Origin of the sequence: Bradyrhizobium sp. USDA 223 (genome assembly GCF_044909005.1) — a bacterium.
Taxonomy (GTDB): domain Bacteria; phylum Pseudomonadota; class Alphaproteobacteria; order Rhizobiales; family Xanthobacteraceae; genus Bradyrhizobium; species Bradyrhizobium yuanmingense.
In genome coordinates this window covers 3,001,023-3,023,649 of sequence record NZ_JBIYDR010000001.1, presented here as the reverse complement: position 1 = coordinate 3,023,649, position 22,627 = coordinate 3,001,023, and the positions used below count along the sequence as shown (strand labels likewise).

Below are 22,627 nucleotides of genomic sequence, written 5' to 3'. Positions count from 1 at the left end.
GTATTGCTCTAGGAGGCGCCCATGACGGCGAGCGTACGAGACGATCTGTTGGCGGCCGGCCTTGCCGTGTTCGACCGCGTCGGCTTCGAAGCCGCGACGGTGGCTGCGATCCGCACCCGCGCGCGGGCTTCCAACGGCAGCTTCTTCCACGTCTTCGGTTCGAAGAAAGAACTTGCCGGTGCGTTGTTTCTGGAGGTCCTGCGGCACTATCACGCCGCGATACTGGCTGCGCTCGATCCCGGCCCCGACGCCGAGCAGGGCATCGATCGCCTGATCCGGGCGCATCTCGACTGGATCGTCACCAGCCGGCGCGAGGCGCGCTACCTCTTCGAGATCTCGCGCAGCGAGTGGGGCGAAGACGTGCGCGACGCCCAGCGGGCGCAGAATGCGCGGCTTGCCGAAGGCATTGAGCGCTGGCGCGCGCCGCTTGTCGCAAGCGGCGAACTTCTCCCGATGACGCCGGTGATGTTCGTTAGCCAGCTGATCGGTCCGGCGCAGATTTTCTGCCGCGCCTATCTGTCGGGTCGCGAGCGCACCGATCCGCGCATCGAGGCGGACACGCTGATCGCCTGCGCCAATCGTGCGCTGAGGCCGTTCGATCGCATCAACAAGCAATAAGGGGAGATCGCATGCGGGCCGAAGCTGATCCGGAATTTGCGCCGATTGCCGAGCGCATCCACGCCAATATCGGCCGGCAGGGTTTCATGAACCTGGTCGGCGCCGAGCTCTCCGAATTGGCGCGCGGCACCTGCACCATCGCCGTGGAGCGCCGGCCGGAGCTGTTACAGCAGCACGGCTTCTTCCATGGCGGCGTCACCGCCTTCCTGGTCGACAACGCCACCACGATCGCAGCCGCCACGTCGCGCGGCCAGCCGGCGTTGACAGCGGAATACAAGCTCAATCTGCTGTCGCCTGCGGTCGGCGAAAAGCTGATCTGCCGCGCCCGGGTGATCAAGCCGGGCCGCCAGGTCGCGGTGGTCGCCGCCGACGTGTTCTGCGTCAGCGACGGCGTCGAGAAGCATACGGCCACCGCGCTGGCCTCGATCGCGATGCTGAGCGAGGACGTCGTTGCGAAAACGAAAAGCCCGGCCGCGTGAGGCAGCCGGGCTCCGTTGTTTCTTCGTCATTGCCGGGCTTGACCCGGCAATCCATCAAGAAAGCTTCTTTGACGATGGATGCGCGGGTCAAGCCCGCGCATGACGAGTTGTGGCTTACTTCTCTTCCGCAGCCGGCGCCGGCGCGACCTCGTCGTGCTGGGCTTCCGGATCGAAGAACTCGCCGGCGGCGGCGATCGCCTCGGCGGCCGCGTCGCGATCCTCGTTGCGGGTCGATATGTCCTCGCCGCGGTTGATGCGCTCGGCCTCGTCCTGGCTGCGGGCAACCGTGACGGTGATCTCGACCTCGACTTCGGGATGAACGGCAACGGTGATCGAGTGCTTGCCGATGGTCTTGATCGGCGCGTCGAGCTGGATCTGCGGACGGGCGAGCGAAACGCCGTCGGCTTCGAACGCGAGCACGATGTCACGCACGTTGACCGAGCCGAACAGCTGGCCGGCTTCCGAGGCCTGGCGGATCACGATGATGTTCTTGCCCTCGATCTTCTCTGCGACCTTGGACGCCTCGGCCTTCGAGGCGAGGTTGCGCGCTTCGAGCTCGGCTTTCATGCCGTCATACTTGGCCCGGTTGTCGGCGGTGGCGCGCAGCGCCTTGCCGCGCTTGAGCAGGAAATTGCGAGCGTAGCCGTCGCGAACCTTCACGACTTCGCCCATCTGGCCGAGCTTGTTGACGCGTTCCAGCAAAATGACTTCCATATTCGTTCTCCTTTTGAAGTGCTCTCGAAGGTTTCAGTTTCGGGTTGAACTCAGGGGGTAGGCAGTGGCGGCGGCTGCCGGCTGCGCAGGAAGCGTTCGCGCAAACCAAACAAGGCATCCGCAAGCCCAAGGATCACCATCGCGACCACGGGCCATCCGAACACGACGACGGCGGCGTAGGTCGAGCCGAGCCAGAACGTGCGGCCGTTCAGCGCGAGCGTCAGCGTATGCAATACGGCGAAACCGGCCAGCGCATAGCTCATCAACAGCGCGGCAGTGGCGATCTGCGCCACGATGCCAAGCAGCCCCCCGGTGAAGCAGAAGGCGAGGGAGATGCACAGCACCACCAGCGTCATCTGCGGCAGCTCGGTGGTCTTGAGGTCCGGCCAGGGACGGCGCAGCCGGCCCGACGTCGCGGTCACCTTGGCGCTGAGCCAGAGGTTGAGGGTCAGCGTCATCGTCGCGGCAATCGTGGCGGCGGCGGGTGCGATGCGCACCAGCGCGTCGACGAACTGGCTGGCTTCGCCCGAAGTTTGCGTGTCGGTGGCGCGCAGGAGGCGCGTCAGGCCACGGCGCAACGTGCCGATGATGGTCTCGGCGTCGGTCCCGAGCGTGAGCAAAGCGGCCATCGTGGTCAGCGTCGCGAAGCCTGCAATCCAGAGCAGGATGCGGCCGACCGGGTACCACTCGACGTCCGGCTCCGCGGAGGGCGCGGTGCCGGTCGCAGACGCGGCGCTTCCCACCTGACGTCCGAGCAGGACGAGATGGCCGAGCCACCACGCCGGCAACGCGACGGTGACGGCGAAGGCGATGCAGTAGGGCAGGCCGAACAGGGCGCCAAGGCCGATCGCGGCAGCGATGCCGCCGAGGCTCGCGCAAAGCGGGCCCCAGCCGATCGCGGCGACCATCAGGGGGAGCGGAGCGAGATAGAACAGGACAAGCGCGATCAGCGCGCCCGAGATGATCGAGGCGAACATCAGGGCCGACGCAGCGCCGGCGATCAGGGCTATCAGTCCAAAGGCCATCATCAGCTGTCCCGCTCCCTTCGAGCGGTTAGAGGCGTCGCTTGCCCCAACCATCGGCGACCGGACGACCCGGAAGCCTTATGAGTTCGAAAAAGTTGCGACCGGCGGCGCTAGCGCCGCCGGTCGAATTGGTCGTATCAGCGAATGACGTAGGGCAGGAGGCCCAGGAAGCGCGCGCGCTTGATGGCGCGGGCGAGCTCACGCTGCTTCTTCGCGGACACCGCGGTGATGCGGCTCGGCACGATCTTGCCGCGCTCGGAGACGTAACGCATCAAGAGCTTGGAGTCCTTGTAGTCGATCTTCGGAGCATTGGCGCCCGTGAACGGGCAGCTCTTGCGACGACGGAAAAACGGGCGGCGTGCACCAGCTTCAGCCATTGGTCTTACTCCCCATCCGTGGTTTCAGCTTCGTCGCGCGGACGGCGCGGACCGCGATCACCGCGGAAACCGCCCTCGCGGTCGCCACGGAAGCCGCCTTCACGCTCGCCGCGGAAGCCACCGCCGCGGTCGTCACGCTCGCGATCACGGTCGGCCTTGCGCATCATCGCGGACGGGCCTTCCTCGAGCTCCTCGACGCGGACGCTGAGATAGCGGATCACGTCTTCGCTGATGCGCTCCTGGCGCTCGATCTCGGCGATCGCCGCGGACGGCGCGTCGATGTTGAGCAGCACGAAGTGCGCCTTGCGGTTCTTGTTCATCCGGTAGGTGAGGGAGCGCACGCCCCAATTCTCGGTCTTGGTGATCTTGCCGCCGAGACCTTCGACGATACCGGTCATCTGCGCAGTCAGCTCTTCGACCTGCTGCGGGCTCGCGTCCTGACGCGCGAGAAAAACATGCTCGTAAAGAGGCATGGTCGTCCTTTCCTCATGTTGGCGCATCGCCCGGCGTCAAACCCTTAAGAGGCCTTCGGAAAGGACTCTGGGATCAAGCTCAGAAGGCGGAAACACGGGACGACGGGCCGACTGGCCCTGCCACATCAAAATCACGAATGATTTGCTGAGACCGTCCGTTCAGCTCCCGGCCGGGGTCTGCGGATGGGCGCCTTATACGGATTTTGGCCGGCTTTGCAAGGTGGAGGGGCATCTTCGAGCCGAGCCGGTCCGCCCCTCCAACCGGGAACAAGAGCCCCATCCTCCAATACCAAGATTCGGCTTGATCTATTTGTTTGTATAACATACAAATAAATCAGCGGAGAGGATTCCATGGTGGAAGCGTCGGCCGATGCGCCGCTCGAAGCGGCAGGCGACCCCAAGCACGCCGCGCGCGCGACGCGCTCGGCCGGCCGCAAGATGCGGTCACTGCTCCTGGATGCTGCGAGCCCGCTGTTTCGGGAGCGGGGGCTGTCAGGCACGTCGATTACCGACATCGCGGCCGCCGCGGACGCGTTCCCGAGCCAGATCACCTATTACTTCCGCACCAAGGAGGCGCTGTTCGTCGAATGCGCCTGCCGGGATCTGTTGTATCTGGCACGGGCCACCGAGCAGGCGGCGCTCAAGGCGCGGACTCCCGGGGAATACACCCACGCGCTGGCCGAGACCGTGACGGCGAGCGATTCGGTCGCCTTCTTCGCCGAGGCGCTGACGCTGACGCGGCGTCGCCAGGATCTCGCGCCACTGGTGGAGCGCACCATCGAGCGCCTGCACAGCGAGGGTGCGCGCGCTTATGCGGGGCAGGTCGAGCGGCACGGTTGGCGCTCGCTGCGCGCGCCCGACGAAAGCTCGCGGCGCTTCTGGGCGGTCGCCATCGGCGTCATTCTCGAGGGCTATGCGATGGGCCGCTCGCCCGAGGCGCTCTGCGCCGAGATGCTGCGCGTGCTGGGCGAGCAGGCGAAATCCACTGAAGACACCGGGCGCCTGCGTCTCGTCGAGGCGCGCGAGGCATCCGACAATTCGAATGGAAAGGGTTAGGCCATGACCGCGCTTCGCATGCGTGCCCGCGATTTCCTGACCGACGATCAATTGGCCGAGGTGCGCCAGCGCGCGACGTGGAAAGGCGCTGCGCTGATCGCGCACGCCTGGGCGCTGATCATTGCAGCCATCGCGCTGGTCGCGTGGTGGCCCAATCCGCTCACCTATATCTTCGCCGTCGCCATCATCGGCTCGCGCCAGCTCGGCCTTGCGATCCTGATGCATGACGGCGCACATGGCTGCCTGTCCGCCGACGAGAAAACCAATCTGACGCTGAGTCAGTGGTTCTGCGCCTATCCGCTGTTTGCGGAGACGCGCAGCTACCGGCGCTATCACCTTCAGCACCATGCGCGCACCCAGCAGGAGGACGACCCCGACCTGGTGCTGTCGGCGCCGTTTCCGATCACGAAGCTGAGCTATCGTCGCAAGTTCATCCGCGACATCACCGGGCAGACCGGCTATCAGCAGCGCAAGGCGCAGTTGCTCAACGCGCTCGGGCCAAGGGCCTGGTCATGGCGGCGACGCGCGGCGCATTTCTGGGAGATGCTTGGCCCGCAATGTGTGGTCAACGGGATCATGTTTGCCGCGCTCGCCGCGGCCGGCGTGTGGTGGGCCTATCCGCTGCTCTGGCTGGTGCCGCTCTTGACGTGGATGATGGTCATCACCCGCATCCGCAATATCGCCGAGCACGCCGTCGTCCCCGATAGCAGCGACCCCTTGCGCAACACGCGCACGACGCATGCCAATTTTCTCGAGCGCCTGTTCATCGCGCCGTATTACGTGAACTATCACCTCGAGCATCATCTGTTGTTCTACGTGCCCTGCTACAATCTGCCGAAGGTGCACCGGCTGCTGAGTGCGAGCCGGTACGCCGATCGCATGGAAGTGCAGCCGAACTACGCTGCGGTGCTGCGGCTGGCCACGGCAAAGCCGAACCGCGAGGATCGGCCGGGGCAACTGGTGAACAGTGCGCGGCGCGCGCGGGCAGGAGCGGACGTCGATGCCAACCAGACCGCCGGCGGGTTTTGAGGGGCTCATTCCCCGTTGAATGCTGCTCCAGGTTCCCGTCTCGGCTTGACAGTGCGGCCCCGGACGGTGTCTACGGCCCCCTTTGGAGCATGATCCGGAACCATGGCCCAAGGAACCCCGGCCTAAGGCCGGGCGTAAATCGGCTGCCGGTTCAGAACAGGGATCATGCCTGACAGCAGGGAGCGCCGATGACGGCTGCATTCACATTTCCTGGGCAGGGTTCCCAGGCTGTCGGCATGGGCAAGGCCCTGGCCGACGCCTTCCCGGTGGCGCGCGCCGTATTCGACGAGGTCGATGCCGCGCTCGGGGAGAAGCTGACGGCCATCATCTGGGAAGGTCCGGCCGAAACTCTCCAGCTCACCGAGAACGCCCAGCCGGCGCTGATGGCCGTGTCTGTCGCGACCTTGCGCGTGCTCGAGGCGGAGGCTGGTTTTTCCATGGGACGAGATGCTGCCTTCGTCGCCGGCCACTCGCTCGGTGAATATTCGGCGCTGGCGGCGGCCGGCAGCCTGACGGTTTCGGATACCGCGCGTCTGCTTCGCACCCGCGGTCTCGCAATGCAAAAGGCGGTCCCGGTCGGCGCCGGCGCGATGGCCGCGCTGCTCGGTCTCGACTACGAGGCCGCCATGGAAGTTGCGGGCGAGGCGGCGCAGGGGCAGGTCTGCCAGGCCGCCAACGACAATGGCGGCGGCCAGGTCGTCGTCTCCGGCGACAAGGCTGCGGTCGATCGCGCCGTCGAGATCGCCAAGGCCAAGGGCGCCAAGCGCGCGATGCTGCTGCCGGTGTCCGCCCCGTTCCATTGCAAGCTGATGCAGCCGGCTGCGGATGCCATGGCGGAGGCGCTGTCGAAGGTCACGATCAAGGCGCCGGCCGCCCCGCTGGTGTCGAACGTGCTGGCGAGCGCCATCACCGATCCCGACGAGATCCGCCGCCGCCTGGTCGAGCAGGTCACCGGCACGGTGCGCTGGCGCGAGTCGGTGGCTTACATGGCCGGGCAGGGCGTCACCCGCTTCTTCGAGATCGGCGCCGGCAAGGTGCTGACCGGTCTCGTCAAGCGTATCGCGGACGGCGCCGTCGGCATTGCGGTCGGCGGCCCGAACGATATTGCCGCCGCCAAGGATGCATTGGCCGCAGCGAAGCAGGCTTAAAGGAGCCCATCAATGTTCGATCTGACTGGCCGAAAGGCGCTCGTCACCGGCGCGACCGGCGGCATTGGCGGCGCGATCGCGCAGGCGCTGCACGCGCAGGGCGCCACCGTCGCCATTTCAGGGACGCGCAAGGAGGTGCTGGACGAGCTCGCCGGCAAGCTCGGCGAGCGCGCCCACGTGCTGCCCTGCAATCTCTCCAAGGCCGATGAGGTCGAGGCGCTGGTGCCCGCTGCGGAGGCGGCGATGGGCCAGGTCGACATTCTCATCGCCAATGCCGGCATCACGCGCGACAATCTCTTCGTGCAGCTTCGCGACGAGGACTGGGACGAGGTCATCAACGTCAATCTGACCGCGACCTTCCGCCTGGCGCGCGCCGCGACCAAGCTGATGATGCGCAAGCGCTTCGGCCGCATCGTCGCCATCACCTCGGTGGTCGGCGTCACCGGCAATCCCGGGCAAGGCAATTATACTGCGTCGAAGGCCGGCCTGATCGGCATGATCAAGACGTTAGGGGCCGAATACGCCAAGCGTGGCGTGACCGCGAACTGCATCGCGCCGGGCTTCATCAAGACGCCGATGACCGATGCGCTCAACGACAAGCAGCGCGAAACGATTCTCACCAAGGTTCCGGCCGCCCGCCTCGGGACGCCCGAGGACATCGCAGCGGCCGCCGTCTATCTGAGCTCGAACGAAGCAGCCTACGTCACCGGGCAGACCATCCACGTCAACGGCGGCATGGCCATGATCTGACGTCTCGTGCCGCGTCGCCTGTCACGGCGGTGCGGCATGCGGCAAACGGCCGTTTCCGGAGCGAAATGAGGCTTGTAGTCAAGGCAATTGAAGTATGATAACCGGACCTCCAACGGATGGGCAAAGAACGCCATTGCAGGTTTTTGAAACCCTGTATATTGGCGATGCGGAGCCTTTGGCCGTCGTTCGCCGGGGCCTCCATCGGTTAGGATGGGCCAAATCAAAGTTCGTAAGCGAAGGCAGTCAAACGACCACGACGGCTCGTATCGTCCCGGGGGGTCGGGTCTACAGGGAACAACACGAGGTTAAGCAATGAGTGACATTGGCGAGCGGGTTAAGAAGATCGTGGTCGAACACCTTGGTGTTGAACCCGAGAAGGTTGTCGACAACGCGAGCTTCATCGACGACCTCGGCGCCGACAGTCTGGATACCGTCGAGCTGGTGATGGCGTTCGAAGAGGAATTCGGTTGCGAGATTCCGGACGACGCTGCGGAAACGATTCTCACCGTCGGCGACGCTACGAAGTTTCTCGAGAAGAACGCGAAGAGCTAAGGCTCTTCAATTTCGCGGGGACAACATTGAAACCGGACGGGCCGCTTCGCAGCGGTCAGCCGGTTTCTTGTTATTGGCCGTGATTCTTTCGATGCGGAGTTTTCGGATATGAGGCGGGTTGTCGTCACGGGTCTCGGCATGGTCTCGCCACTCGGCTGTGGCGTCGAGCCGACCTGGAAGCGCATCCTCAACGGCGAAAGCGGTGCGCGCAGGATCGAGAGCTTCGATGTCTCCGATCTGCAGACCAAGATCGCCTGCACGGTCGTGCGCGGCGACGGCTCGAACGACAGCTTCAATCCGGACAAGTGGATGGAGCCGAAGGACCAGCGCAAGGTCGACGACTTCATCATCTTCGGCATGGCCGCGGCCGGCCAGGCGCTCGACGACGCCAACTGGCATCCCGAGACCGAAGAGGACAAGTGCGCGACCGGCACCATGATCGGCTCCGGCATCGGCGGCCTCAACGGCATCGCCGACACCGCGATCCTGCTGAAGGAGCGCGGGCCGCGCCGGGTGTCGCCGTTCTTCATTCCGGGCCGCCTGATCAACCTCGCCTCCGGCTACGTCTCGATCGCGCACGGACTGAAGGGACCGAACCATTCGGTGGTCACGGCCTGTTCGACCGGCGCGCATGCGGTCGGCGATGCCGCCCGCCTGATCGCGCTGGGCGATGCCGACGTGATGGTCGCGGGCGGCGCCGAGTCGCCGATCAGCCGCATCGGCATTGCGGGCTTCAACGCCGCGCGCGCGCTGTCGACCGGTTTCAACGAGACTCCCGAAAAGGCCTCGCGTCCCTACGATAAGGACCGCGACGGCTTCGTGATGGGCGAGGGCGCCGGCGTCCTCGTCCTGGAGGAGCTGGAGCACGCCAGGCGCCGCGGCGCGAGGATCTATGCCGAGGTGATCGGCTATGGTCTGTCGGGCGATGCCTATCACATCACCTCGCCGTCGCCCGACGGCGATGGTGGCTTCCGCAGCATGTCGGCCGCGCTCAAGCGCGCCGGGCTGACGCCGTCCGATCTCGATTACATCAACGCGCACGGTACCTCGACGCCGCTCGGCGACGAGATCGAGCTCGGCGCGGTCGAGCGTCTGCTCGGCAACGCCGCCTCCAAGGTCGCGATGTCCTCGACCAAGTCGTCGACCGGCCATCTGCTCGGCGCGGCCGGTGCGATCGAAGCGATTTTCGCGATTCTGGCGATTCGCGATAATGTCGTGCCGCCGACGATCAATCTCGACAATCCGTCGGTCGAGACCGCGATCGATCTCGTGCCGCACAAGGCGAAGCAGCGTGAGGTCAACGTCGCGTTGTCGAACTCTTTTGGTTTTGGCGGTACCAATGCGTCGGTGATCGTCCGGCGCCTAGTCAGTTAGTTTGTGTTTGAGACGAATCCACCGTTTTGCCGTATTCGGCGATAGTCATGGACGTGGGCGCGTGCGTTTTTGGCAGGGCAAGCGATTGTCGGGCCGCTATTGAACCGGCAGGATTCAGGTTGTTTCGATGAGTGAAAGGCCGCCCATTTCACCCCGGAGTCCGCGGGCCGCGCTCGAGCCCGAGCAACTTCCGCCGCCGCCCAAGCGGTCGGACCGCGCGCGCAATCCGTTCGTCGTCGTCGGCAACGCCATCATCACCCTTCTGCTGATCGCCATGCTCGGCGCCGGCGGCGTCTATTATTACGGCCGCCAGGTGCTCGAGGCGCCCGGACCGCTGAAGGAGGACAAGATCGTCAACATCCCGCAGCGTGCGGGCAAGCGCGACATCGCCGAGACGCTGAACCGGGAAGGCGTGACCGACGTCAATCCCTGGGTGTTCATCGCCAGCGTCGCCGCGTTGAAGGCGAGCTCGGACCTCAAGCCGGGTGAGTATTCCTTCCAGAAGAACGCCTCGCTGCGCGACGTCATCGGCACCATCGTCGAGGGCAAGGTGGTGCAGCACGCCGTGACGATTCCCGAAGGCCTGACCTCCGAGCAGATCGTGGCGCGGCTGTCCGACAACGACATCTTCACCGGCAGCGTGCGCGAGCTGCCGCGCGAAGGCACGCTGCTCCCGGAGACCTACAAATTCCCGCGCGGCACCCCGCGCGAGCAGGTGGTCCAGCGCATGCAGCAGGCGCACAAGCGTGTGCTGTCGGAGATCTGGGAGCGCCGCAATCAGGACATTCCGGTCAAGACGCCGGAGCAGCTGGTCACGCTGGCGTCCATCATCGAGAAGGAAACCGGCAAGGCGGACGAGCGCAGCCGCGTCGCCGCGGTGTTCGTCAACCGGCTGAAGCAGCGGATCAAGCTGCAGTCCGATCCGACCATCATCTACGGCATCGTCGGCGGCAAGGGAACGCTGGGCCGGCCGATCAAGCGCAGCGAGATCACGCAGCCCTCGCCCTACAACACCTACGTGATCGACGGCCTGCCGCCGGGCCCGATCTCCAATCCGGGCCGCGCCTCGCTCGAAGCTGCCGCCAACCCGGCCCGCACCCGCGACCTCTATTTCGTCGCCGACGGCACCGGCGGGCACGCCTTCACCGAGACCTACGACGCGCACCAGAAGAACGTCGCCAAGCTCCGCGCGATGGAGAAGCAGATCCAGAACGACACGGTCGAGCCGCCCGAGGACGCGCAGCCGCCGGCGGCTGCCGGGCCCGGCGCCGCTGACGCGCCGACTGCGACCACGCCGGCACGGCCCAATCAGCAGAAGAAGCCGCCGGCGGCGCGCCCGGCTGGTCCCGCCAATTCTGCACCGGCCCGGCAGGGCGCGGTGCAGGGCTCGCCGCCAGTGGTCCAGCGCTAAAAGCGCGCGCGCAGACCAGCTGGCGGGCATTACGCATTCCACTTTCCGGCAAAATAGTCTTAAGATTCGCGTGGCTTGATAGCCTCGCGAATCCCGTGTTCCTGGAGAATTTGAACTGATGGCGCTGTCGTCCATGACCGGCTTTGCGAGATGCCACGGCGCGAGCGGGCCGTATACGTTCGAATGGGAGTTGAAGTCGGTCAATGCCAAGGGCTTCGACTTGCGCGTGCGGCTGCCGCAGGGGTTTGACGAGCTCGAGGCCCATGCCAAGAAGCGCGCGGGCGAGCTGCTCTCGCGCGGCACCGTCTATGCCAATCTCACCGTCAAGCGCACCAATGCCGCCGCCACCGTCCGCATCAACGAGGACGTGCTCAACGCGGTGCTGAAGGCCGCCGCGCTGATCTCGGGGAAGGTCGACGCGGTGGCGCCGAGCATCGACGGCCTGCTCGCCATCAAGGGCGTCGTCGAGGTCGCCGAGCCCGAGGGCGACGAGGAGGAGGACAAGGCGGCGCGCGCCGCGGCCGCCGAGGCCTTCGACAAGGCGCTCGACGAGCTCGTCGCGATGCGCAAGCGCGAGGGCACTTCGCTCGGGCAGATCCTGACCCAGCGCGTCGACGAGATCGAGCAGCTGGCGAAGAGAGCGGAGGCCGCGCCCGGCCGCAAGCCGGAGGCGATCAAGGCGAAGCTCGCTGAGCAGATCGCAGCGCTGCTCGATACCTCCGACCGTTTCGATTCCGATCGCCTGATGCAGGAGGCGATCCTGATCGCCACCAAGGCCGACATCCGCGAGGAGCTCGACCGCATCGCCTCCCACATCGCGCAGGCGCGCGAGCTGATCGGCAAGGGCGGCCCGATCGGGCGCAAGCTGGATTTCCTGGCGCAGGAGTTTCACCGCGAGGTCAACACCTGCTGCTCGAAGTCGAACGACATCGAGTTGACCAACACGGGCCTCGCCATGAAGAACGTGGTCGAGCAGTTCCGCGAGCAGGTGCAGAATCTGGAGTGATCCATGACGACGGGCGGTCACGGAACTGACGGTGTCGAGCGGCGCGGATTGATGTTCGTGCTGTCCTCGCCATCAGGCGCGGGCAAGACGACGCTGTCGCGCATGCTGATCGACCGGATGCCGGGCTTGAAAATGTCGGTATCTGCGACCACGCGCGCGATGCGGCCGGGCGAGGTCAACGGCAAGGACTATACGTTTGTCGACAAGGCGACGTTCGATGCCATGGTGAAGGCCGACGAACTGCTGGAATGGGCGACGGTGTTCGACAACAACTATGGTACGCCGCGCGGTCCCGTGGATGCGGCGTTGTCGGCCGGCCAGGATGTGCTGTTCGACATCGACTGGCAGGGCACCCAGCAATTGAAGCAGAAGGCGCGCGCTGACGTCGTCAGCGTCTTCATCCTGCCGCCCTCTGCGGCCGACCTCGAGAAGCGCCTGCACTCGCGCGCGCAGGATTCCGACGAAGTGATCCGCAAGCGGATGAGCCGTGCCAGCGACGAGATGAGCCACTGGGCCGAGTACGACTACATCGTGATCAACCACGCGGTCGACGAAGCCTTCGCCGAGGTGCAGTCGATCCTGAAGGCCGAACGGCTCAAGCGCGAGCGGCGGATCGGCCTCGTAGGCTTCGTTCGAAGTTTGCAAGGTCAGCTTCAAGGTTAGGCCGCGACAGACGCGGCCCTTGCTTGGCCAGCTGTTCCAGCATCGTCGTGATGACGTCGACATCGACGGCATCGGCGTCACGACCTGCCGGAGCGTCATCGTGAGCCTTGCCGCTCTCGACAGCGGCGAGCTTGGGCGCTGCGGCGACGGGCTGGAATATCTTCTCGACCGTCTCGTTCTCGACCTTGTTGCTTCTGGTCTCGACGGGTTCTGCGGCCGGATTGGCGGCAAGTTGCTTGCGCGCGTCGATCAGCTCGATCTCGCGGCCGATCGCAGCGAGTTTCGTCACTTGTTTTGTCGGTTGCGGACGTGCCGCATCGAAATCGATCGGGCGCGGCGGCTGGGCGGCGGCCGGCGGTGAATCCCGCCAGGGCGCGTGGCTTCCGTCATAGTCCTGCGGCGCCCAATCGTCCCAATGCCCGCGGCGGTCGGCGGCCTGGGCGCGGACCCGTCCGCCGGCGAAGCGGTAGATGACGCTGGCGAGGATGCCAGCAAGCGCCAGCGCACCGCCGATCACGAGCATCAGCATTTGCAGCGAACCGCCGGACTTGTCAGTCGTGCCATCGGCCGCGGGCGGGAGCGGAGCAGGGGATTTTGACGGCTTCGCGTTTGGCTGCGCGGCTGCTGCAAGCGTGGTTGGCGCCGGCTGAGGCGCTGGGGCGGTGGACGCTGTGGAGGCCTCGGGCCAGCGCGCGGTCACGGCCGGCTGCTGCGCGTTGGTTTCGGCGACGCTGCTCGGCTGCGGCGCGACCGCGGGTGCATTCGCCGCGGCCGGCGCGGGCGCGGCCATGTTCGGCGTGCCCGCTGCGGCACTCGTCTGCGGCGCGATATATTCTGCGCGCGCGTTCTGCACGGCCTGCGGCGATGCTGCGTCCGGCTCGGACGTATCGGTCGTCGCCTGCGCGGTCTGTGCGGCTTTGCCGCCTGCGGCGCGCAGATACCAGCACTTGCGCTTCGTTGTGCGATCGAGGCGGTAGTACCAGTGCTGGCCCTGCGGCGCGGCATCCTTCGGCGAAGCCAGGCAGTCGGGCGCCGCATTGGCCGTGCTCGATGGTGTCGGCGCGGTCTGCGATACCGCGGCCAACGGCGCGCCCGCAAGAATGCTGGCGACGAGGGTCGAAACGAACTTTGCGGTGCGGTTGCCCATCCTGGTCTCCCGGTTACGCATGACGCAACTCTTAACGACCCCTTTGTCATCAAAGACTTGGGTGGCAATGAGCCGCAAATCCGGAGAGGATGTGGCTTGAATCGGGCCCGCGCGGCGTTCGTTCCGCCGCCGGATAAGACTTTCCAACGCCACGATCAGAGTTCCATGCCACGACCTGAGCCGATTGACACGATAATAAGTTCATACTAATCATTAGTCATAACTTATTATAGGTCGAGCAAGCGGGGCATCGGGCGGTGAGTGGCTATGGCTAAAGACAGCGCACAACTGGCCGCACTCGGCGATCCCACCCGCAGGCGGATCTTCGAGCTTGTCGGCGCACGGCCACGCACCGTCGCTGAGATCACGCGACAGCTGCCGGTGTCCCAGTCGGCCGTCTCGCAACATCTCAAGGTGCTGCGCGAATCCCGCTTGGTTCGTGCAGAGCCGAAGGGCGCCAGCAACGTTTATTACGTCGACCCGGCGGGGCTCGGACAGATGCGCGCCTGGCTCGACCGGTTCTGGAGCGACACGTTGGCCGCTTACAAACTAGCCGTCGAAAAACCACCGGAGGGATCCAGATGAACACACGTGTATCGATTGCGCCCGTAAAGCATGCCATCGTCGTCGAGGCGCCGATCGAGCGCGCGTTCAAGGTCTTCACCGAGGACTTCGGCAGCTTCAAGCCGCGCGAGCACAATCTGCTCGCCGTTCCCATCGCAGAGACCGTATTCGAACCTCGTGTAGGCGGAAGCATCTATGATCGGGGGATCGACGGCAGCGAATGCCGCTGGGCGCGCGTATTGGCGTTCGAACCACCCAATCGAGTCCTCTTGAGCTGGGACATCAGCCCGCGCTGGCAAATCGAAACCGATCCCGCCAAGACCAGTGAATGGGAGGTCCGGTTCATTGCGGAGACACCGAGCCGGACCCGCTTGGAGCTGGAGCACCGTCACCTCGATCGGCATGGCGAGGGCTGGGAAGGCGTCCGCAGCGGCGTTGACAGCGATCAGGGTTGGCCGCTCTATCTTCGGCAGTTTGCCGAGCGGATTGCCGGCGAGCGTTGAGGCGCTTCCTTCCAATGCCGCGCTCATGATGAGGAGAGGCCCTGTCGGGCGCTCCGATCGGGCCCGGAAACTTCTCGCCTCCGCAGCCGTTATTTCGCGGCTGAGGAGGCGACATGCCGGTCAAGGATCAGATCAAGAACTTCGCCAAGAAGCTGGTGGAGAACCAACCCGATGCAGCGACGCTGCGGGGGCTGGTGCGGGCCCGCAAGCCGACGGCCATGCACTTTCGCGACGACGGCATCGTGCCGAACCATCCGCGCTTCCCGGCGCTGCTCTATCGCGGCGCGGTGAAGCTGAACGGTCGGCGCTTTCCGCCCGAGGTCGTCATCGACACGCTGTTCGACACCAACGGCTGGGGCCGGTCGTGGCGCGACACCGTGTACGACTTCGTCCACTATCATTCCCAGATCCATGAAGTGATGGGCGTGGCGCGCGGCACGGCGAGGATCGAGTGCGGCGGGATCAAGGGCCGCATCCTGAAACTGAAGGCCGGGGACGTGCTGGTCCTGCCCGCGGGCACCGGCCACCGGCTGATCGAATCCAGCCGGGACTTTATGGTCGTCGGCGCCTACCCGCAGGACGGCACCTATGACGAGTGCACCGACACGCGCCAGCGTCCCGACGCGGTTAAGCGCATCGCGAAGGTCCGCAAGCCGAAGACGGATCCCGTGCTGGGGAGCGGTGGACCGCTGCTCGCCGCGTGGCGGTCCGCTCAGCTCAGATAATCAGGCGTGAAATCCGCAAGTCTGCGCAGCTCGTCGGGCTGCAGCAGCTCGATCTCGCTGCCGTCCCAGGCGATCAACCCGCGATGCCTCAGCTCCTGAATGGTGCGGTTGACGTGGACGATGGACAGGCCACAGGCGTCCGCGACGTGGCGTTGCGTCATCGGCATCTGGAAGCAGTTGCGCTTGACGAGGCCGACGATCTCCAGCCTGGCCGCGAGCTCGCAGATGAGGTGCGCGACCTTGGGCAGCGCTGCCTGTGCGCCGAGGCGGGCGATCCATTGCCGCGAGATGGCCGCGTCGATCAGCGTCTCGCGCCAGAAGGCGTGGGTCAGGTGGATCGAGCTGTCGAGCAGCTGGCGGAGCTGGCTGTGGGCGACGGTCCCGACGATGGTCGGGCCGAGCGCCACGAGGTCCGCGTCCATCGGCGAGACCAGCAGCGTGTGCAGGCAGGGCATGTCGCCGGGAACATGGAAGGAGAGGGTCTGGTTGCGGTCGCCGACGATGCGCGACTGGTAAAGGAAGCCGCTGACGACGAACACGCAGCGGGTCGCGGCCTCACCCTGGCGTAGCACGATCTCGCCATCCGCGACCTGGCGCAGCGTGGACGGCAAGTCCGCGATCTGCCGGCGCTCGTCCTCGGACAGGCCTTCGATCACCTGGAGACGGGCGATGAATTTCGAATGTGGCATGAGCCTCGCGTGCCGCTTCAGCCGTCCCGCGGCACGGACGCCTCGGCCAGGCGACGCGACAGTTTCGCAAGCGTCCAGTCGGAAACCGGCACGGAGCGGAACTCGCGGATGGCGCGAGCGAGCTCCTGATCCGACATCGGCCGAACCGGCTCCCTCAGCGTTCCCTTCAGCAAGGCATCGCTGATGCTGTCCAGATGCTCGCCGGCATCGGATGCGAACAGGCGCCGGATGCGTTCCAGGAGAGTGGTGCTTTTCATATGAAGGCCGGCCGTCCGAAATCGGGGGAATGGCGTGGCTGCGATCGATGCGTCGCAAGCCGGTTAGCAACCTGTGCTTCCGATCTGCGTTCTAGTCCGCTGAACGCAAGCCGGACGTATCATTTGATAGAACCGGCGAGATTTTTGGCCGCCCATGGAAAGAGCTCACGACGTGCTGATACGGAACCTCGGCGAGCACACGGTGCTCGTAGAGGAGGATATTGCCGAGATTCGCGCGTTGACCTTCATGCTGCGCGATTACGCACCCAATGAGGATTTCATCCGTCAAGGCGACGAGCCCGAGCATTCCGCTTTGGTCGTCTCCGGCATGGTTGCCCGCTATCACCTGCTCGGCAGCGGGCGGCGGCAATATCTGGCGTTCCACCTCACCGGCGATCTTCCGGATGCGCAGGGGCTGTTCATCGATCAGATGGATCACGGGCTCAGTGCGCTCGGGCCGGCGTCGGTTGCGTTCATCCCGCACCGCGAATTGTTCATCGCGTTCCGACGGAGGCCGACCTTCGGGCTCGCAGTCTGGCGCGAGACGCTGCGCGACGCCGCGATCTTTCGCGAGGCCATCACCAACAACAGCGCCCGGCCGATGCAGACGCGCATGGCGCATCTGTTTTGCGAGCTGTTCTACCGTGCCCGCGCGGCGCAGCTGGTGCGCGGCAATCGCTGCCGCATGCCGATTAGCCTCGCACAGCTCGGCGAGACGCTCGGCATGGCAATCGCGACGGTGAATCGGACGCTCGCAGATCTCAGGCGCAGCGGCGCGATGGATCTTCGCGACGGCGAGCTGGTCGTGCTGAAATGGCGCGAGCTGCAGCGGCTCGGCGATTTCAGTCCGGCCTATCTTCATCTGAAGCGGCAGTCGCCGCGTCAGGCGTGATAGAAGAGGCATCAGCCCTCCGCGGTTGCCGGTCCGCCGCGCACCTCGTCGAAATGCTTCTTCACCCAATCGTTGCAGCAGCAGGCTCTCGCTTCGAGCGCTGCTGCGTCGAGGATCAGGATGGCGCCGCGGCGGGTCGCGAGGATGCGCTGCGCCTTGAACATCTGGATGACGCGGCTGGCATAGCTGCGGGAGACGCCCAGCATGCCGGCGAGCTGCTCGTGGGTGAGAGGAATCTCGGCTCCGCCGATATGTTCCTGCGCGGACATGATCCACTTGGCGGCCCGCTGCTCGATCGAATGCGCAGCGTTGCAAGCCGCAGTCTGCAAGAGCTGCGCGAACTGGCAGTCGGCATAGCGCGCGAAGGCCTCCTGGAGCGTCGCCGATCTCTGCTGCGCCTGCTCGAGCGCGCGCAACGGCAGCCGCACCAGGGTGCCGCCAAACTTCACGATCATGCGCGAATAGGCGAGCGAAGGGCTGGGGCCGGCGGCGATGCCCACCGCACCCTCGCGCCCCACCAGCAGGCTTTCGACCTCGCGGTCGTCCTCGACCGGCACGGCGAACGACACCAGCGCGGGACCGCATGGAAAATGGACCGCGGCGACGTCGTCGCCGGCGTGATGCAGGACGTGGCTCGCCTCGAGTTCGATCGGCTGGAGGTGAGGCGCGAGCAGTTCGAAATCCTGATGATTGAGCTGCCGCAGCAGATCGTTCTGGGGCCGACCGGTCACATTGTGTTCTCTTGGGCGGGCCGGGAATCGGCGCCAGCGGCAAACCTACGTTTCCGCGGCGGAACCGACGGTTCCAAAGTGCACACAACGGACGTTCGAACGTCGAAAACTAGAGCACGACGTCGCGGGCTTCAGCGGGCTGACGGCAGCGAGGATCGTCAGCCGCAGCGGACTTCGCGATCCCCCGTCAGTCGGCCTTGTGCCGCAGCGGCGCGGTACGCGTCGATCGCCCGGTTGGCGAGCATCAATTGCCGGCGTTCACCGGTTCGAAGCTGGGCCTCGATGGCGTCGAGCAGGAAGTTCGCGCTCGCGTCCGGCGGCCCGAGCTCGCCGCTCTTCTCCAGGCAGCTCCAGGCGATGAAGAATGCGCTTTCGACGGTGCAACGGATCGACATGCGCAGCCAACGCGGCGCGGCCGCAGGCGTTCCGTGCGGCGGGCGAGACTTGCGTCGGACCCGCCGCGCCGCGGTCAGTTCTTCAGGACGATGCGGCCGACGACCTTGCCGGCACGCAATTCGTCGATCCACTTCTGCACGTCGCCCATCGGCTCCTCCCGCATCGGCGTCGGCTTGATCTTGCCGGCGCGGGCGAGCGCCATCAGCTCGTGAGCCTCCGAGAGCGTGCCGACCATGAAACCTTCGATGGTCATGCGCTTGTAGACCCATTGCACCATCGGCAGCGTGAACTGGCCGCCCATCAGGCCGGAGACCACGATCTTGCCGCCGCGCGCGGCAACGGCGACGGCAAAGGCCATCGACTTCTCGTTGCCGGCGAAATCGACGATCTCATCGAAGCCGCCCTCGGTCTCTTTCAGGATGCGCTTGATCACGTCGGGCTCGGCCGGATCGTAGGCGACGGCTGCACCGTTCTTGAGTGCGGTCTCGCGCGCGGCCGGCGAAAGGTCGGCGACCGTGATCGGCTGCTTGAACATCGCCTGCGCGAACGACAGGCCCATCATGCCGACGCCGCCGAGGCCGATCAGCAGCAAATTGCGCTGGCGCGGACGGTCGACCAGGCGCTTGAGCGCGCCATAGGCGGTGACGCCGGAGCACATCAAGGTTGCGGCCTGGTTGACGGGGAGGGGATCGTAGTCGAGCAGATATTTGGCGTCGGGGACCAGAACGTGGGTGGCGAAGCCGCCGTCGATGGAGACGCCGAGGAAGCGTTGCTTCACACAAAGGTTCTCGTCGCCATTGGCGCAGTCGCGGCACTGGCCGCAGCCGATCCACGGAAACACCGCCTTCTGGGCGCCGACGAGGCTCGCCGGAACGTCGGGGCCGACCTCGTCGACGACGCCGGCGATCTCGTGGCCGAGCGTGAAGGGCAGCGTCATGCCGCGCGTGGTGTCGAGCTTCTTGCCGCCGCCGAGATCGGCATAGCCGTCCTGGATGTGGAGATCGGAATGGCAGAGACCGCAGCGCTCGATGCGGACCAGGACCTCACGGCCTTGCGGCTTGGGCGTCTCGACGATGGTCTCGCACAGCGGCGCATCGAACTTGACCAGGGACTGCCGACGCATCAACGCCATTTTCTTTCCTCCGGAATTCTTGTTACTCGGTTTCGCTGCGTATATCCGCCAATTCACGCGCCATGGCAACAAAGCCGGAGATGGGAATGGTCTCGGCGCGCCGCGTCGCGTCGACGCCGGCCGCTTCTGCAAGCCGCGCGGGATCGACGCCGAGCGATTTCAGGCTTTGCCGCAGCATTTTCCGGCGCTGGCCGAAGGCGGCGGCGGCGACCTGCTCGAGCAGCCTGCGATCGCAGGCAAGCGGCTCTGCGCGCGGCTTGAGGCGCACGACGGAGGACGTGACCTTCGGCGGCGGCACGAAGGCGGACGGCGCAATGTCGAACAGGATCTTGGTCTCGCAGCGCCAATTGGCGAGCACGCCGAGCCGGCCATAGGCCTCCTCGTCCTCGCGCGCGACGATGCGCTCGCCGACCTCGCGCTGGAACATCAGCACCATCATCTCGTACCAGGGCGGCCAGGGCTCGGTGGTGAGCCAGTTGATGAGAAGCTGGGTCGCAATGTTGTAGGGCAGGTTGGCGACGATCTTGGCGCATTCGCCCGCGAGCAGCGGGCGTGGATCGAAGGTCATGGCATCGCCATGCACGATCTCGAGTCTACCAGGGTAGCGCGCAGAAATATCCTGCAAGGCCGGGATTGCGCGCTCGTCGTGCTCGATGGCGATGACGCGCCTTGCGCCGAGCGCGAGCAGCGCCCGCGTCAGCCCGCCCGGGCCGGGGCCGATCTCGACGATGGTGGAATCCTCGAGCGGCGCGGCCGCGCGCGCGATGCGCGCGGTGAGATTGAGGTCGAGCAGGAAGTTCTGGCCGAGCGATTTCCTGGCCGACAGCGCGTGCTGGCGAATGACCTCGCGCAGCGGCGGGAGGTCGTCGATCGCGCTCATCAGCTTGTCGCAGCCGCCATGCGGCTGGCGAGCCGCAGCGCGGCGATCAGGCTCGCCGGATTGGCCTTGCCCGTGCCGGCGATGTCGAAGGCGGTGCCGTGATCGGGCGAGGTGCGGATGAAGGGCAGTCCGAGCGTGACGTTGACGGCGTCGTCGAAGGCGACGGTCTTGATCGGGATCAGCGCCTGGTCGTGATACATGCAGACCACGCAATCAAAGGTCCGTCGGGCCGCCTCGTGGAACATGGTGTCGGCGGGTAGCGGCCCTCTGGCCTCGATGCCGTCGTTGCGCAGCACTTTCAGCGCCGGGGCAATGACCGTCTGCTCCTCGTGGCCGAGCGAGCCGTCCTCGCCGGCATGGGGATTGAGACCGGAGACCGCGATGCGCGGCCTTGCAATGCCGAAGCGGGACTTCAGCTCGGCGGCGACGATGCGGACGGTCGAGACGATCAGCTCGCTGGTGAGATCTCGCAGCGCATCGCGCAGCGAGACGTGGATGGTCACGGGCACGACGGCGAGCTGGGGCGACCACAGCATCATCACCGGCTGCGGCACGCGGCCGTTCTCCGCGGCGAGCTCGGCGAGGAATTCGGTATGGCCGGGATGACGGAAGCCGGCGCGGTAGAGCACGCTCTTGGCGATCGGGTTGGTGACGACGGCGCCGGCACGGCCCGCGCGCACGTCGAGGACCGCCTGCCGGATCGAGGCGAGCGCGGCCGGCGCGCTGGATGAATCGGGCTTGCCGGGCTCGGCGGTGGCGCGCTCGCCGGTCGCGACCACGGGCAAGGCGTCCGTGAACGCGGAACCCGCTTCACTGGGGCTCACCGCGGCGATCCTGATATCGGCGCCGAGCGCCTTGGCGCGGCGCGCGATCAGGGCCTCGTCGCCGAGCAGATAGAAGGCGGGCAGGTTCAGCCCGCCCCGCCTGAGCCAGGCCGCGATCGTGATGTCGGGGCCGATGCCGGCGGGCTCTCCCAGGGTGAGGGCAAGGGGCTTGGCTGCAAGAGGCTTGGTTGCAAGAGGCTTGGCTGCGGACTCGGTTGAGGGCTCTGAGAAGGGCTTGGCCATCAGCGGTTGCGATATTCGATCATCGCCGCCTTGCGCAGCTCGTCGAGATAGGCCTTCTGCGTCTTCTCGTACTTCTCCTGATACATCTTCTCGCGGACCTCACGCTTCTTCGGCGTGTCGATCATGGTCGGCTTGCGCGAACACAGCACCACCATCTCGATGCCGTTCTTGGTCATCTCGGGCGCGGTCAGGCGGCCGATCGGGGTGTCGTCGAGCACCTTGCGCAGCGGCTCCGGCAGCTCCGCGGTGGTCTTGGTGACGGTGTCGCGGATGGTCGCGTTCGGGGTCGAGCGGAACAGCGAATTGGCCTCCTCGCAGCTCCCGACGCGGGCGCGATAGGACTCGGCTTCTTTCTTCCGGGTTTCCAGGAACGCCGCCGTCGAGCCGCGCGGCACAATCAGCACGATGGGCTGCATCTTGTACTCGGTGCCCTCGACCTGGAGCTTTTCGCCGGTCTGCGCCTGCACGGCCTGCGCGACGTCGCGCTCGCCGACCAGCAGCTTCTCCTTGAAGCGGCCGCGCACGAGGCTGCCCCAGACCATCTCGGCCCTCATGCGGCTCTTCAGCGTCTCCGGGCGGACTCCCTTGGATTCGAGCGACTTGGTGAGCTGATCCGGCGTGATGCGCATGCGCTGCGCCATGCCGTCATAGGACTGGTTGATGTCGGAGACGCTGGGATCGACGCCGTATTTCTTGCCTTCCTTGATCTTGACCTTGTCGTCGATCAGCACGTTGATGACCTCCTGCCGGCTGGGGGTCTTCTGCGTCGACAGCTGGTCGAGCTTGGTGCGCTGCTCGATGTCGAAATCGGTGATGGGATCGCCGTTGACCATCACGGCGATGTTTTGCGCGCGCGACGGCGAGGGCAGGGCGGCGAACATCAGCCCGGCACCGATGGCGAGAAGGAGGCGGAAGACAGGCAATGGCGTCGTCATGATGTCGCTCGCATGTCGGCCGCGTCGAGATAGG

General features: G+C 65.9%; 28 protein-coding genes. 15 read left to right on the top strand and 13 right to left on the bottom strand.

Going from position 1 to position 22,627, the window contains the following annotated elements; all coding sequences use genetic code 11:
* The first annotated feature begins 21 nt into the window (after positions 1–21).
* Together ABIA40_RS14030 and ABIA40_RS14025 are read left to right on the top strand one after the other, a co-directional pair.
* Positions 22–618 carry a TetR/AcrR family transcriptional regulator gene (locus tag ABIA40_RS14030; RefSeq protein ID WP_404541588.1) on the top strand — a complete coding sequence of 199 codons (597 nt, stop codon included), beginning with the start codon at positions 22–24 and terminating at the stop codon, positions 616–618.
* An 11-nt stretch (positions 619–629) separates the two neighbouring features.
* Entirely contained in the window at positions 630–1,097 is a 468-nt protein-coding gene (locus tag ABIA40_RS14025; RefSeq protein ID WP_404541585.1) for a PaaI family thioesterase, read from the top strand.
* Between the two features lie 114 nt (positions 1,098–1,211).
* Here ABIA40_RS14025 and rplI read toward each other — a convergent pair whose 3' ends face one another.
* From rplI to rpsF, 4 genes are all read right to left on the bottom strand, one after another.
* Complete coding sequence (gene rplI, locus ABIA40_RS14020) at positions 1,212–1,811, bottom strand: 50S ribosomal protein L9 (RefSeq protein WP_036000730.1); 600 nt, start codon at positions 1,809–1,811, stop codon at positions 1,212–1,214.
* Between the two features lie 50 nt (positions 1,812–1,861).
* Positions 1,862–2,839: a hypothetical protein gene (locus ABIA40_RS14015; protein ID WP_404541580.1), complete on the bottom strand. Its 978-nt coding sequence runs from the start codon at positions 2,837–2,839 to the stop codon at positions 1,862–1,864.
* A 134-nt stretch (positions 2,840–2,973) separates the two neighbouring features.
* On the bottom strand, positions 2,974–3,213 hold the full coding sequence (rpsR, locus tag ABIA40_RS14010; RefSeq protein WP_007592020.1) for a 30S ribosomal protein S18: 240 nt from the start codon (positions 3,211–3,213) through the stop codon (positions 2,974–2,976).
* Positions 3,214–3,218: 5 nt separating this feature from the next.
* Positions 3,219–3,686: a 30S ribosomal protein S6 gene (rpsF, locus tag ABIA40_RS14005; protein WP_025035823.1), complete on the bottom strand. Its 468-nt coding sequence runs from the start codon at positions 3,684–3,686 to the stop codon at positions 3,219–3,221.
* Positions 3,687–4,037: 351 nt separating this feature from the next.
* On the opposite strand from rpsF, the gene ABIA40_RS14000 reads away from it, so the two are divergent.
* The 9 genes from ABIA40_RS14000 (at position 4,038) to gmk (ending at position 12,675) form a co-directional block, all read left to right on the top strand.
* Positions 4,038–4,742, top strand: a complete 705-nt coding sequence (locus tag ABIA40_RS14000; protein ID WP_404541576.1) for a TetR/AcrR family transcriptional regulator C-terminal domain-containing protein — start codon at positions 4,038–4,040, stop codon at positions 4,740–4,742.
* A gap of 3 nt (positions 4,743–4,745) precedes the next feature.
* Positions 4,746–5,771, top strand: a complete 1,026-nt coding sequence (locus tag ABIA40_RS13995) for a fatty acid desaturase family protein (RefSeq protein WP_404541574.1) — start codon at positions 4,746–4,748, stop codon at positions 5,769–5,771.
* A 188-nt stretch (positions 5,772–5,959) separates the two neighbouring features.
* Positions 5,960–6,919 (top strand): ACP S-malonyltransferase, encoded by a 960-nt coding sequence (gene fabD / locus ABIA40_RS13990; RefSeq protein ID WP_404541572.1) that lies wholly within the window; start codon positions 5,960–5,962, stop codon positions 6,917–6,919.
* A 12-nt stretch (positions 6,920–6,931) separates the two neighbouring features.
* Positions 6,932–7,669: a 3-oxoacyl-[acyl-carrier-protein] reductase gene (fabG, locus tag ABIA40_RS13985; protein ID WP_025035827.1), complete on the top strand. Its 738-nt coding sequence runs from the start codon at positions 6,932–6,934 to the stop codon at positions 7,667–7,669.
* A 312-nt stretch (positions 7,670–7,981) separates the two neighbouring features.
* On the top strand, positions 7,982–8,221 hold the full coding sequence (locus ABIA40_RS13980) for an acyl carrier protein (RefSeq protein WP_008551805.1): 240 nt from the start codon (positions 7,982–7,984) through the stop codon (positions 8,219–8,221).
* 108 nt (positions 8,222–8,329) lie between these two features.
* Positions 8,330–9,595, top strand: a complete 1,266-nt coding sequence (gene fabF / locus ABIA40_RS13975) for a beta-ketoacyl-ACP synthase II (RefSeq protein WP_128261997.1) — start codon at positions 8,330–8,332, stop codon at positions 9,593–9,595.
* Between the two features lie 127 nt (positions 9,596–9,722).
* Positions 9,723–11,006, top strand: a complete 1,284-nt coding sequence (mltG, locus tag ABIA40_RS13970; protein ID WP_157284585.1) for an endolytic transglycosylase MltG — start codon at positions 9,723–9,725, stop codon at positions 11,004–11,006.
* Between the two features lie 118 nt (positions 11,007–11,124).
* Positions 11,125–12,012 carry a YicC/YloC family endoribonuclease gene (locus ABIA40_RS13965; RefSeq protein ID WP_157284586.1) on the top strand — a complete coding sequence of 296 codons (888 nt, stop codon included), beginning with the start codon at positions 11,125–11,127 and terminating at the stop codon, positions 12,010–12,012.
* A gap of 3 nt (positions 12,013–12,015) precedes the next feature.
* Positions 12,016–12,675, top strand: coding sequence for a guanylate kinase (gmk, locus tag ABIA40_RS13960; protein WP_057028965.1), 660 nt, complete (start codon positions 12,016–12,018; stop codon positions 12,673–12,675).
* On the opposite strand, the gene ABIA40_RS13955 is transcribed toward gmk, so the two are convergent.
* Positions 12,608–13,822, bottom strand: a complete 1,215-nt coding sequence (locus ABIA40_RS13955) for a hypothetical protein (RefSeq protein WP_404541569.1) — start codon at positions 13,820–13,822, stop codon at positions 12,608–12,610. The genes gmk and ABIA40_RS13955 overlap by 68 nt on opposite strands.
* A 267-nt stretch (positions 13,823–14,089) precedes the next feature.
* Here ABIA40_RS13955 and ABIA40_RS13950 point away from each other — a divergent pair, with 267 nt between their 5' ends.
* The 3 genes from ABIA40_RS13950 to ABIA40_RS13940 all read left to right on the top strand — a co-directional run bounded on the left by ABIA40_RS13950 (position 14,090) and on the right by ABIA40_RS13940 (position 15,614).
* Positions 14,090–14,407: a helix-turn-helix transcriptional regulator gene (locus tag ABIA40_RS13950; protein ID WP_157284588.1), complete on the top strand. Its 318-nt coding sequence runs from the start codon at positions 14,090–14,092 to the stop codon at positions 14,405–14,407.
* Entirely contained in the window at positions 14,404–14,889 is a 486-nt protein-coding gene (locus tag ABIA40_RS13945; RefSeq protein ID WP_157284589.1) for an SRPBCC family protein, read from the top strand. The genes ABIA40_RS13950 and ABIA40_RS13945 overlap by 4 nt, the downstream gene beginning before the upstream one ends.
* A 113-nt stretch (positions 14,890–15,002) precedes the next feature.
* The gene (locus ABIA40_RS13940) at positions 15,003–15,614 is read left to right on the top strand and encodes a cupin (RefSeq protein ID WP_404541567.1); all 612 of its coding nucleotides are present in this window, start codon (positions 15,003–15,005) and stop codon (positions 15,612–15,614) included.
* Here ABIA40_RS13940 and ABIA40_RS13935 read toward each other — a convergent pair.
* Together ABIA40_RS13935 and ABIA40_RS13930 are read right to left on the bottom strand one after the other, a co-directional pair.
* Complete coding sequence (locus ABIA40_RS13935) at positions 15,602–16,303, bottom strand: Crp/Fnr family transcriptional regulator (RefSeq protein ID WP_404541565.1); 702 nt, start codon at positions 16,301–16,303, stop codon at positions 15,602–15,604. The two genes, ABIA40_RS13940 and ABIA40_RS13935, sit on opposite strands and share 13 nt — an antisense overlap.
* A 17-nt stretch (positions 16,304–16,320) precedes the next feature.
* Positions 16,321–16,560 (bottom strand): hypothetical protein, encoded by a 240-nt coding sequence (locus tag ABIA40_RS13930; protein ID WP_036000675.1) that lies wholly within the window; start codon positions 16,558–16,560, stop codon positions 16,321–16,323.
* Between the two features lie 154 nt (positions 16,561–16,714).
* Here ABIA40_RS13930 and ABIA40_RS13925 point away from each other — a divergent pair, with 154 nt between their 5' ends.
* Complete coding sequence (locus ABIA40_RS13925) at positions 16,715–17,452, top strand: Crp/Fnr family transcriptional regulator (protein ID WP_157284591.1); 738 nt, start codon at positions 16,715–16,717, stop codon at positions 17,450–17,452.
* A gap of 11 nt (positions 17,453–17,463) precedes the next feature.
* Here ABIA40_RS13925 and ABIA40_RS13920 read toward each other — a convergent pair whose 3' ends face one another.
* The 6 genes from ABIA40_RS13920 to ABIA40_RS13895 form a co-directional block, all read right to left on the bottom strand.
* Positions 17,464–18,183 carry a Crp/Fnr family transcriptional regulator gene (locus ABIA40_RS13920; RefSeq protein WP_404541561.1) on the bottom strand — a complete coding sequence of 240 codons (720 nt, stop codon included), beginning with the start codon at positions 18,181–18,183 and terminating at the stop codon, positions 17,464–17,466.
* Positions 18,184–18,341: 158 nt separating this feature from the next.
* The gene (locus ABIA40_RS13915; RefSeq protein WP_404541558.1) at positions 18,342–18,578 is read right to left on the bottom strand and encodes a hypothetical protein; all 237 of its coding nucleotides are present in this window, start codon (positions 18,576–18,578) and stop codon (positions 18,342–18,344) included.
* A 74-nt stretch (positions 18,579–18,652) separates the two neighbouring features.
* The gene (locus ABIA40_RS13910) at positions 18,653–19,711 is read right to left on the bottom strand and encodes an alcohol dehydrogenase (protein WP_404541556.1); all 1,059 of its coding nucleotides are present in this window, start codon (positions 19,709–19,711) and stop codon (positions 18,653–18,655) included.
* 22 nt (positions 19,712–19,733) lie between these two features.
* Positions 19,734–20,591 carry a 16S rRNA (adenine(1518)-N(6)/adenine(1519)-N(6))-dimethyltransferase RsmA gene (gene rsmA, locus ABIA40_RS13905; RefSeq protein WP_404541554.1) on the bottom strand — a complete coding sequence of 286 codons (858 nt, stop codon included), beginning with the start codon at positions 20,589–20,591 and terminating at the stop codon, positions 19,734–19,736.
* A complete protein-coding gene (gene pdxA / locus ABIA40_RS13900; RefSeq protein ID WP_404541551.1) occupies positions 20,591–21,658 on the bottom strand; it encodes a 4-hydroxythreonine-4-phosphate dehydrogenase PdxA in 1,068 nt (355 codons plus the stop codon). The genes rsmA and pdxA overlap by 1 nt, the downstream gene beginning before the upstream one ends.
* A complete protein-coding gene (locus tag ABIA40_RS13895; RefSeq protein WP_157284596.1) occupies positions 21,658–22,593 on the bottom strand; it encodes a SurA N-terminal domain-containing protein in 936 nt (311 codons plus the stop codon). Before ABIA40_RS13895 ends, pdxA begins: the two co-directional genes overlap by 1 nt.
* Positions 22,594–22,627: the final 34 nt, after the last annotated feature.

Excerpts from the sequence above, each read along its gene's own strand:
- ABIA40_RS14030 (WP_404541588.1), top strand. The coding sequence starts at position 22 with ATGACGGCGAGCGTACGAGACGATCTGTTGGCGGCCGGCCTTGCCGTG.
- ABIA40_RS14025 (WP_404541585.1), top strand. The coding sequence starts at position 630 with ATGCGGGCCGAAGCTGATCCGGAATTTGCGCCGATTGCCGAGCGCATC.
- rplI (WP_036000730.1), bottom strand. The coding sequence starts at position 1,811 with ATGGAAGTCATTTTGCTGGAACGCGTCAACAAGCTCGGCCAGATGGGC.
- ABIA40_RS14015 (WP_404541580.1), bottom strand. The coding sequence starts at position 2,839 with ATGATGGCCTTTGGACTGATAGCCCTGATCGCCGGCGCTGCGTCGGCC.
- rpsR (WP_007592020.1), bottom strand. The coding sequence starts at position 3,213 with ATGGCTGAAGCTGGTGCACGCCGCCCGTTTTTCCGTCGTCGCAAGAGC.
- rpsF (WP_025035823.1), bottom strand. The coding sequence starts at position 3,686 with ATGCCTCTTTACGAGCATGTTTTTCTCGCGCGTCAGGACGCGAGCCCG.
- ABIA40_RS14000 (WP_404541576.1), top strand. The coding sequence starts at position 4,038 with ATGGTGGAAGCGTCGGCCGATGCGCCGCTCGAAGCGGCAGGCGACCCC.
- ABIA40_RS13995 (WP_404541574.1), top strand. The coding sequence starts at position 4,746 with ATGACCGCGCTTCGCATGCGTGCCCGCGATTTCCTGACCGACGATCAA.
- fabD (WP_404541572.1), top strand. The coding sequence starts at position 5,960 with ATGACGGCTGCATTCACATTTCCTGGGCAGGGTTCCCAGGCTGTCGGC.
- fabG (WP_025035827.1), top strand. The coding sequence starts at position 6,932 with ATGTTCGATCTGACTGGCCGAAAGGCGCTCGTCACCGGCGCGACCGGC.
- ABIA40_RS13980 (WP_008551805.1), top strand. The coding sequence starts at position 7,982 with ATGAGTGACATTGGCGAGCGGGTTAAGAAGATCGTGGTCGAACACCTT.
- fabF (WP_128261997.1), top strand. The coding sequence starts at position 8,330 with ATGAGGCGGGTTGTCGTCACGGGTCTCGGCATGGTCTCGCCACTCGGC.
- mltG (WP_157284585.1), top strand. The coding sequence starts at position 9,723 with ATGAGTGAAAGGCCGCCCATTTCACCCCGGAGTCCGCGGGCCGCGCTC.
- ABIA40_RS13965 (WP_157284586.1), top strand. The coding sequence starts at position 11,125 with ATGGCGCTGTCGTCCATGACCGGCTTTGCGAGATGCCACGGCGCGAGC.
- gmk (WP_057028965.1), top strand. The coding sequence starts at position 12,016 with ATGACGACGGGCGGTCACGGAACTGACGGTGTCGAGCGGCGCGGATTG.
- ABIA40_RS13955 (WP_404541569.1), bottom strand. The coding sequence starts at position 13,822 with ATGGGCAACCGCACCGCAAAGTTCGTTTCGACCCTCGTCGCCAGCATT.
- ABIA40_RS13950 (WP_157284588.1), top strand. The coding sequence starts at position 14,090 with ATGGCTAAAGACAGCGCACAACTGGCCGCACTCGGCGATCCCACCCGC.
- ABIA40_RS13945 (WP_157284589.1), top strand. The coding sequence starts at position 14,404 with ATGAACACACGTGTATCGATTGCGCCCGTAAAGCATGCCATCGTCGTC.
- ABIA40_RS13940 (WP_404541567.1), top strand. The coding sequence starts at position 15,003 with ATGCCGGTCAAGGATCAGATCAAGAACTTCGCCAAGAAGCTGGTGGAG.
- ABIA40_RS13935 (WP_404541565.1), bottom strand. The coding sequence starts at position 16,303 with ATGCCACATTCGAAATTCATCGCCCGTCTCCAGGTGATCGAAGGCCTG.
- ABIA40_RS13930 (WP_036000675.1), bottom strand. The coding sequence starts at position 16,560 with ATGAAAAGCACCACTCTCCTGGAACGCATCCGGCGCCTGTTCGCATCC.
- ABIA40_RS13925 (WP_157284591.1), top strand. The coding sequence starts at position 16,715 with ATGGAAAGAGCTCACGACGTGCTGATACGGAACCTCGGCGAGCACACG.
- ABIA40_RS13915 (WP_404541558.1), bottom strand. The coding sequence starts at position 18,578 with ATGTCGATCCGTTGCACCGTCGAAAGCGCATTCTTCATCGCCTGGAGC.
- ABIA40_RS13910 (WP_404541556.1), bottom strand. The coding sequence starts at position 19,711 with ATGGCGTTGATGCGTCGGCAGTCCCTGGTCAAGTTCGATGCGCCGCTG.
- rsmA (WP_404541554.1), bottom strand. The coding sequence starts at position 20,591 with ATGAGCGCGATCGACGACCTCCCGCCGCTGCGCGAGGTCATTCGCCAG.
- pdxA (WP_404541551.1), bottom strand. The coding sequence starts at position 21,658 with ATGGCCAAGCCCTTCTCAGAGCCCTCAACCGAGTCCGCAGCCAAGCCT.
- ABIA40_RS13895 (WP_157284596.1), bottom strand. The coding sequence starts at position 22,593 with ATGACGACGCCATTGCCTGTCTTCCGCCTCCTTCTCGCCATCGGTGCC.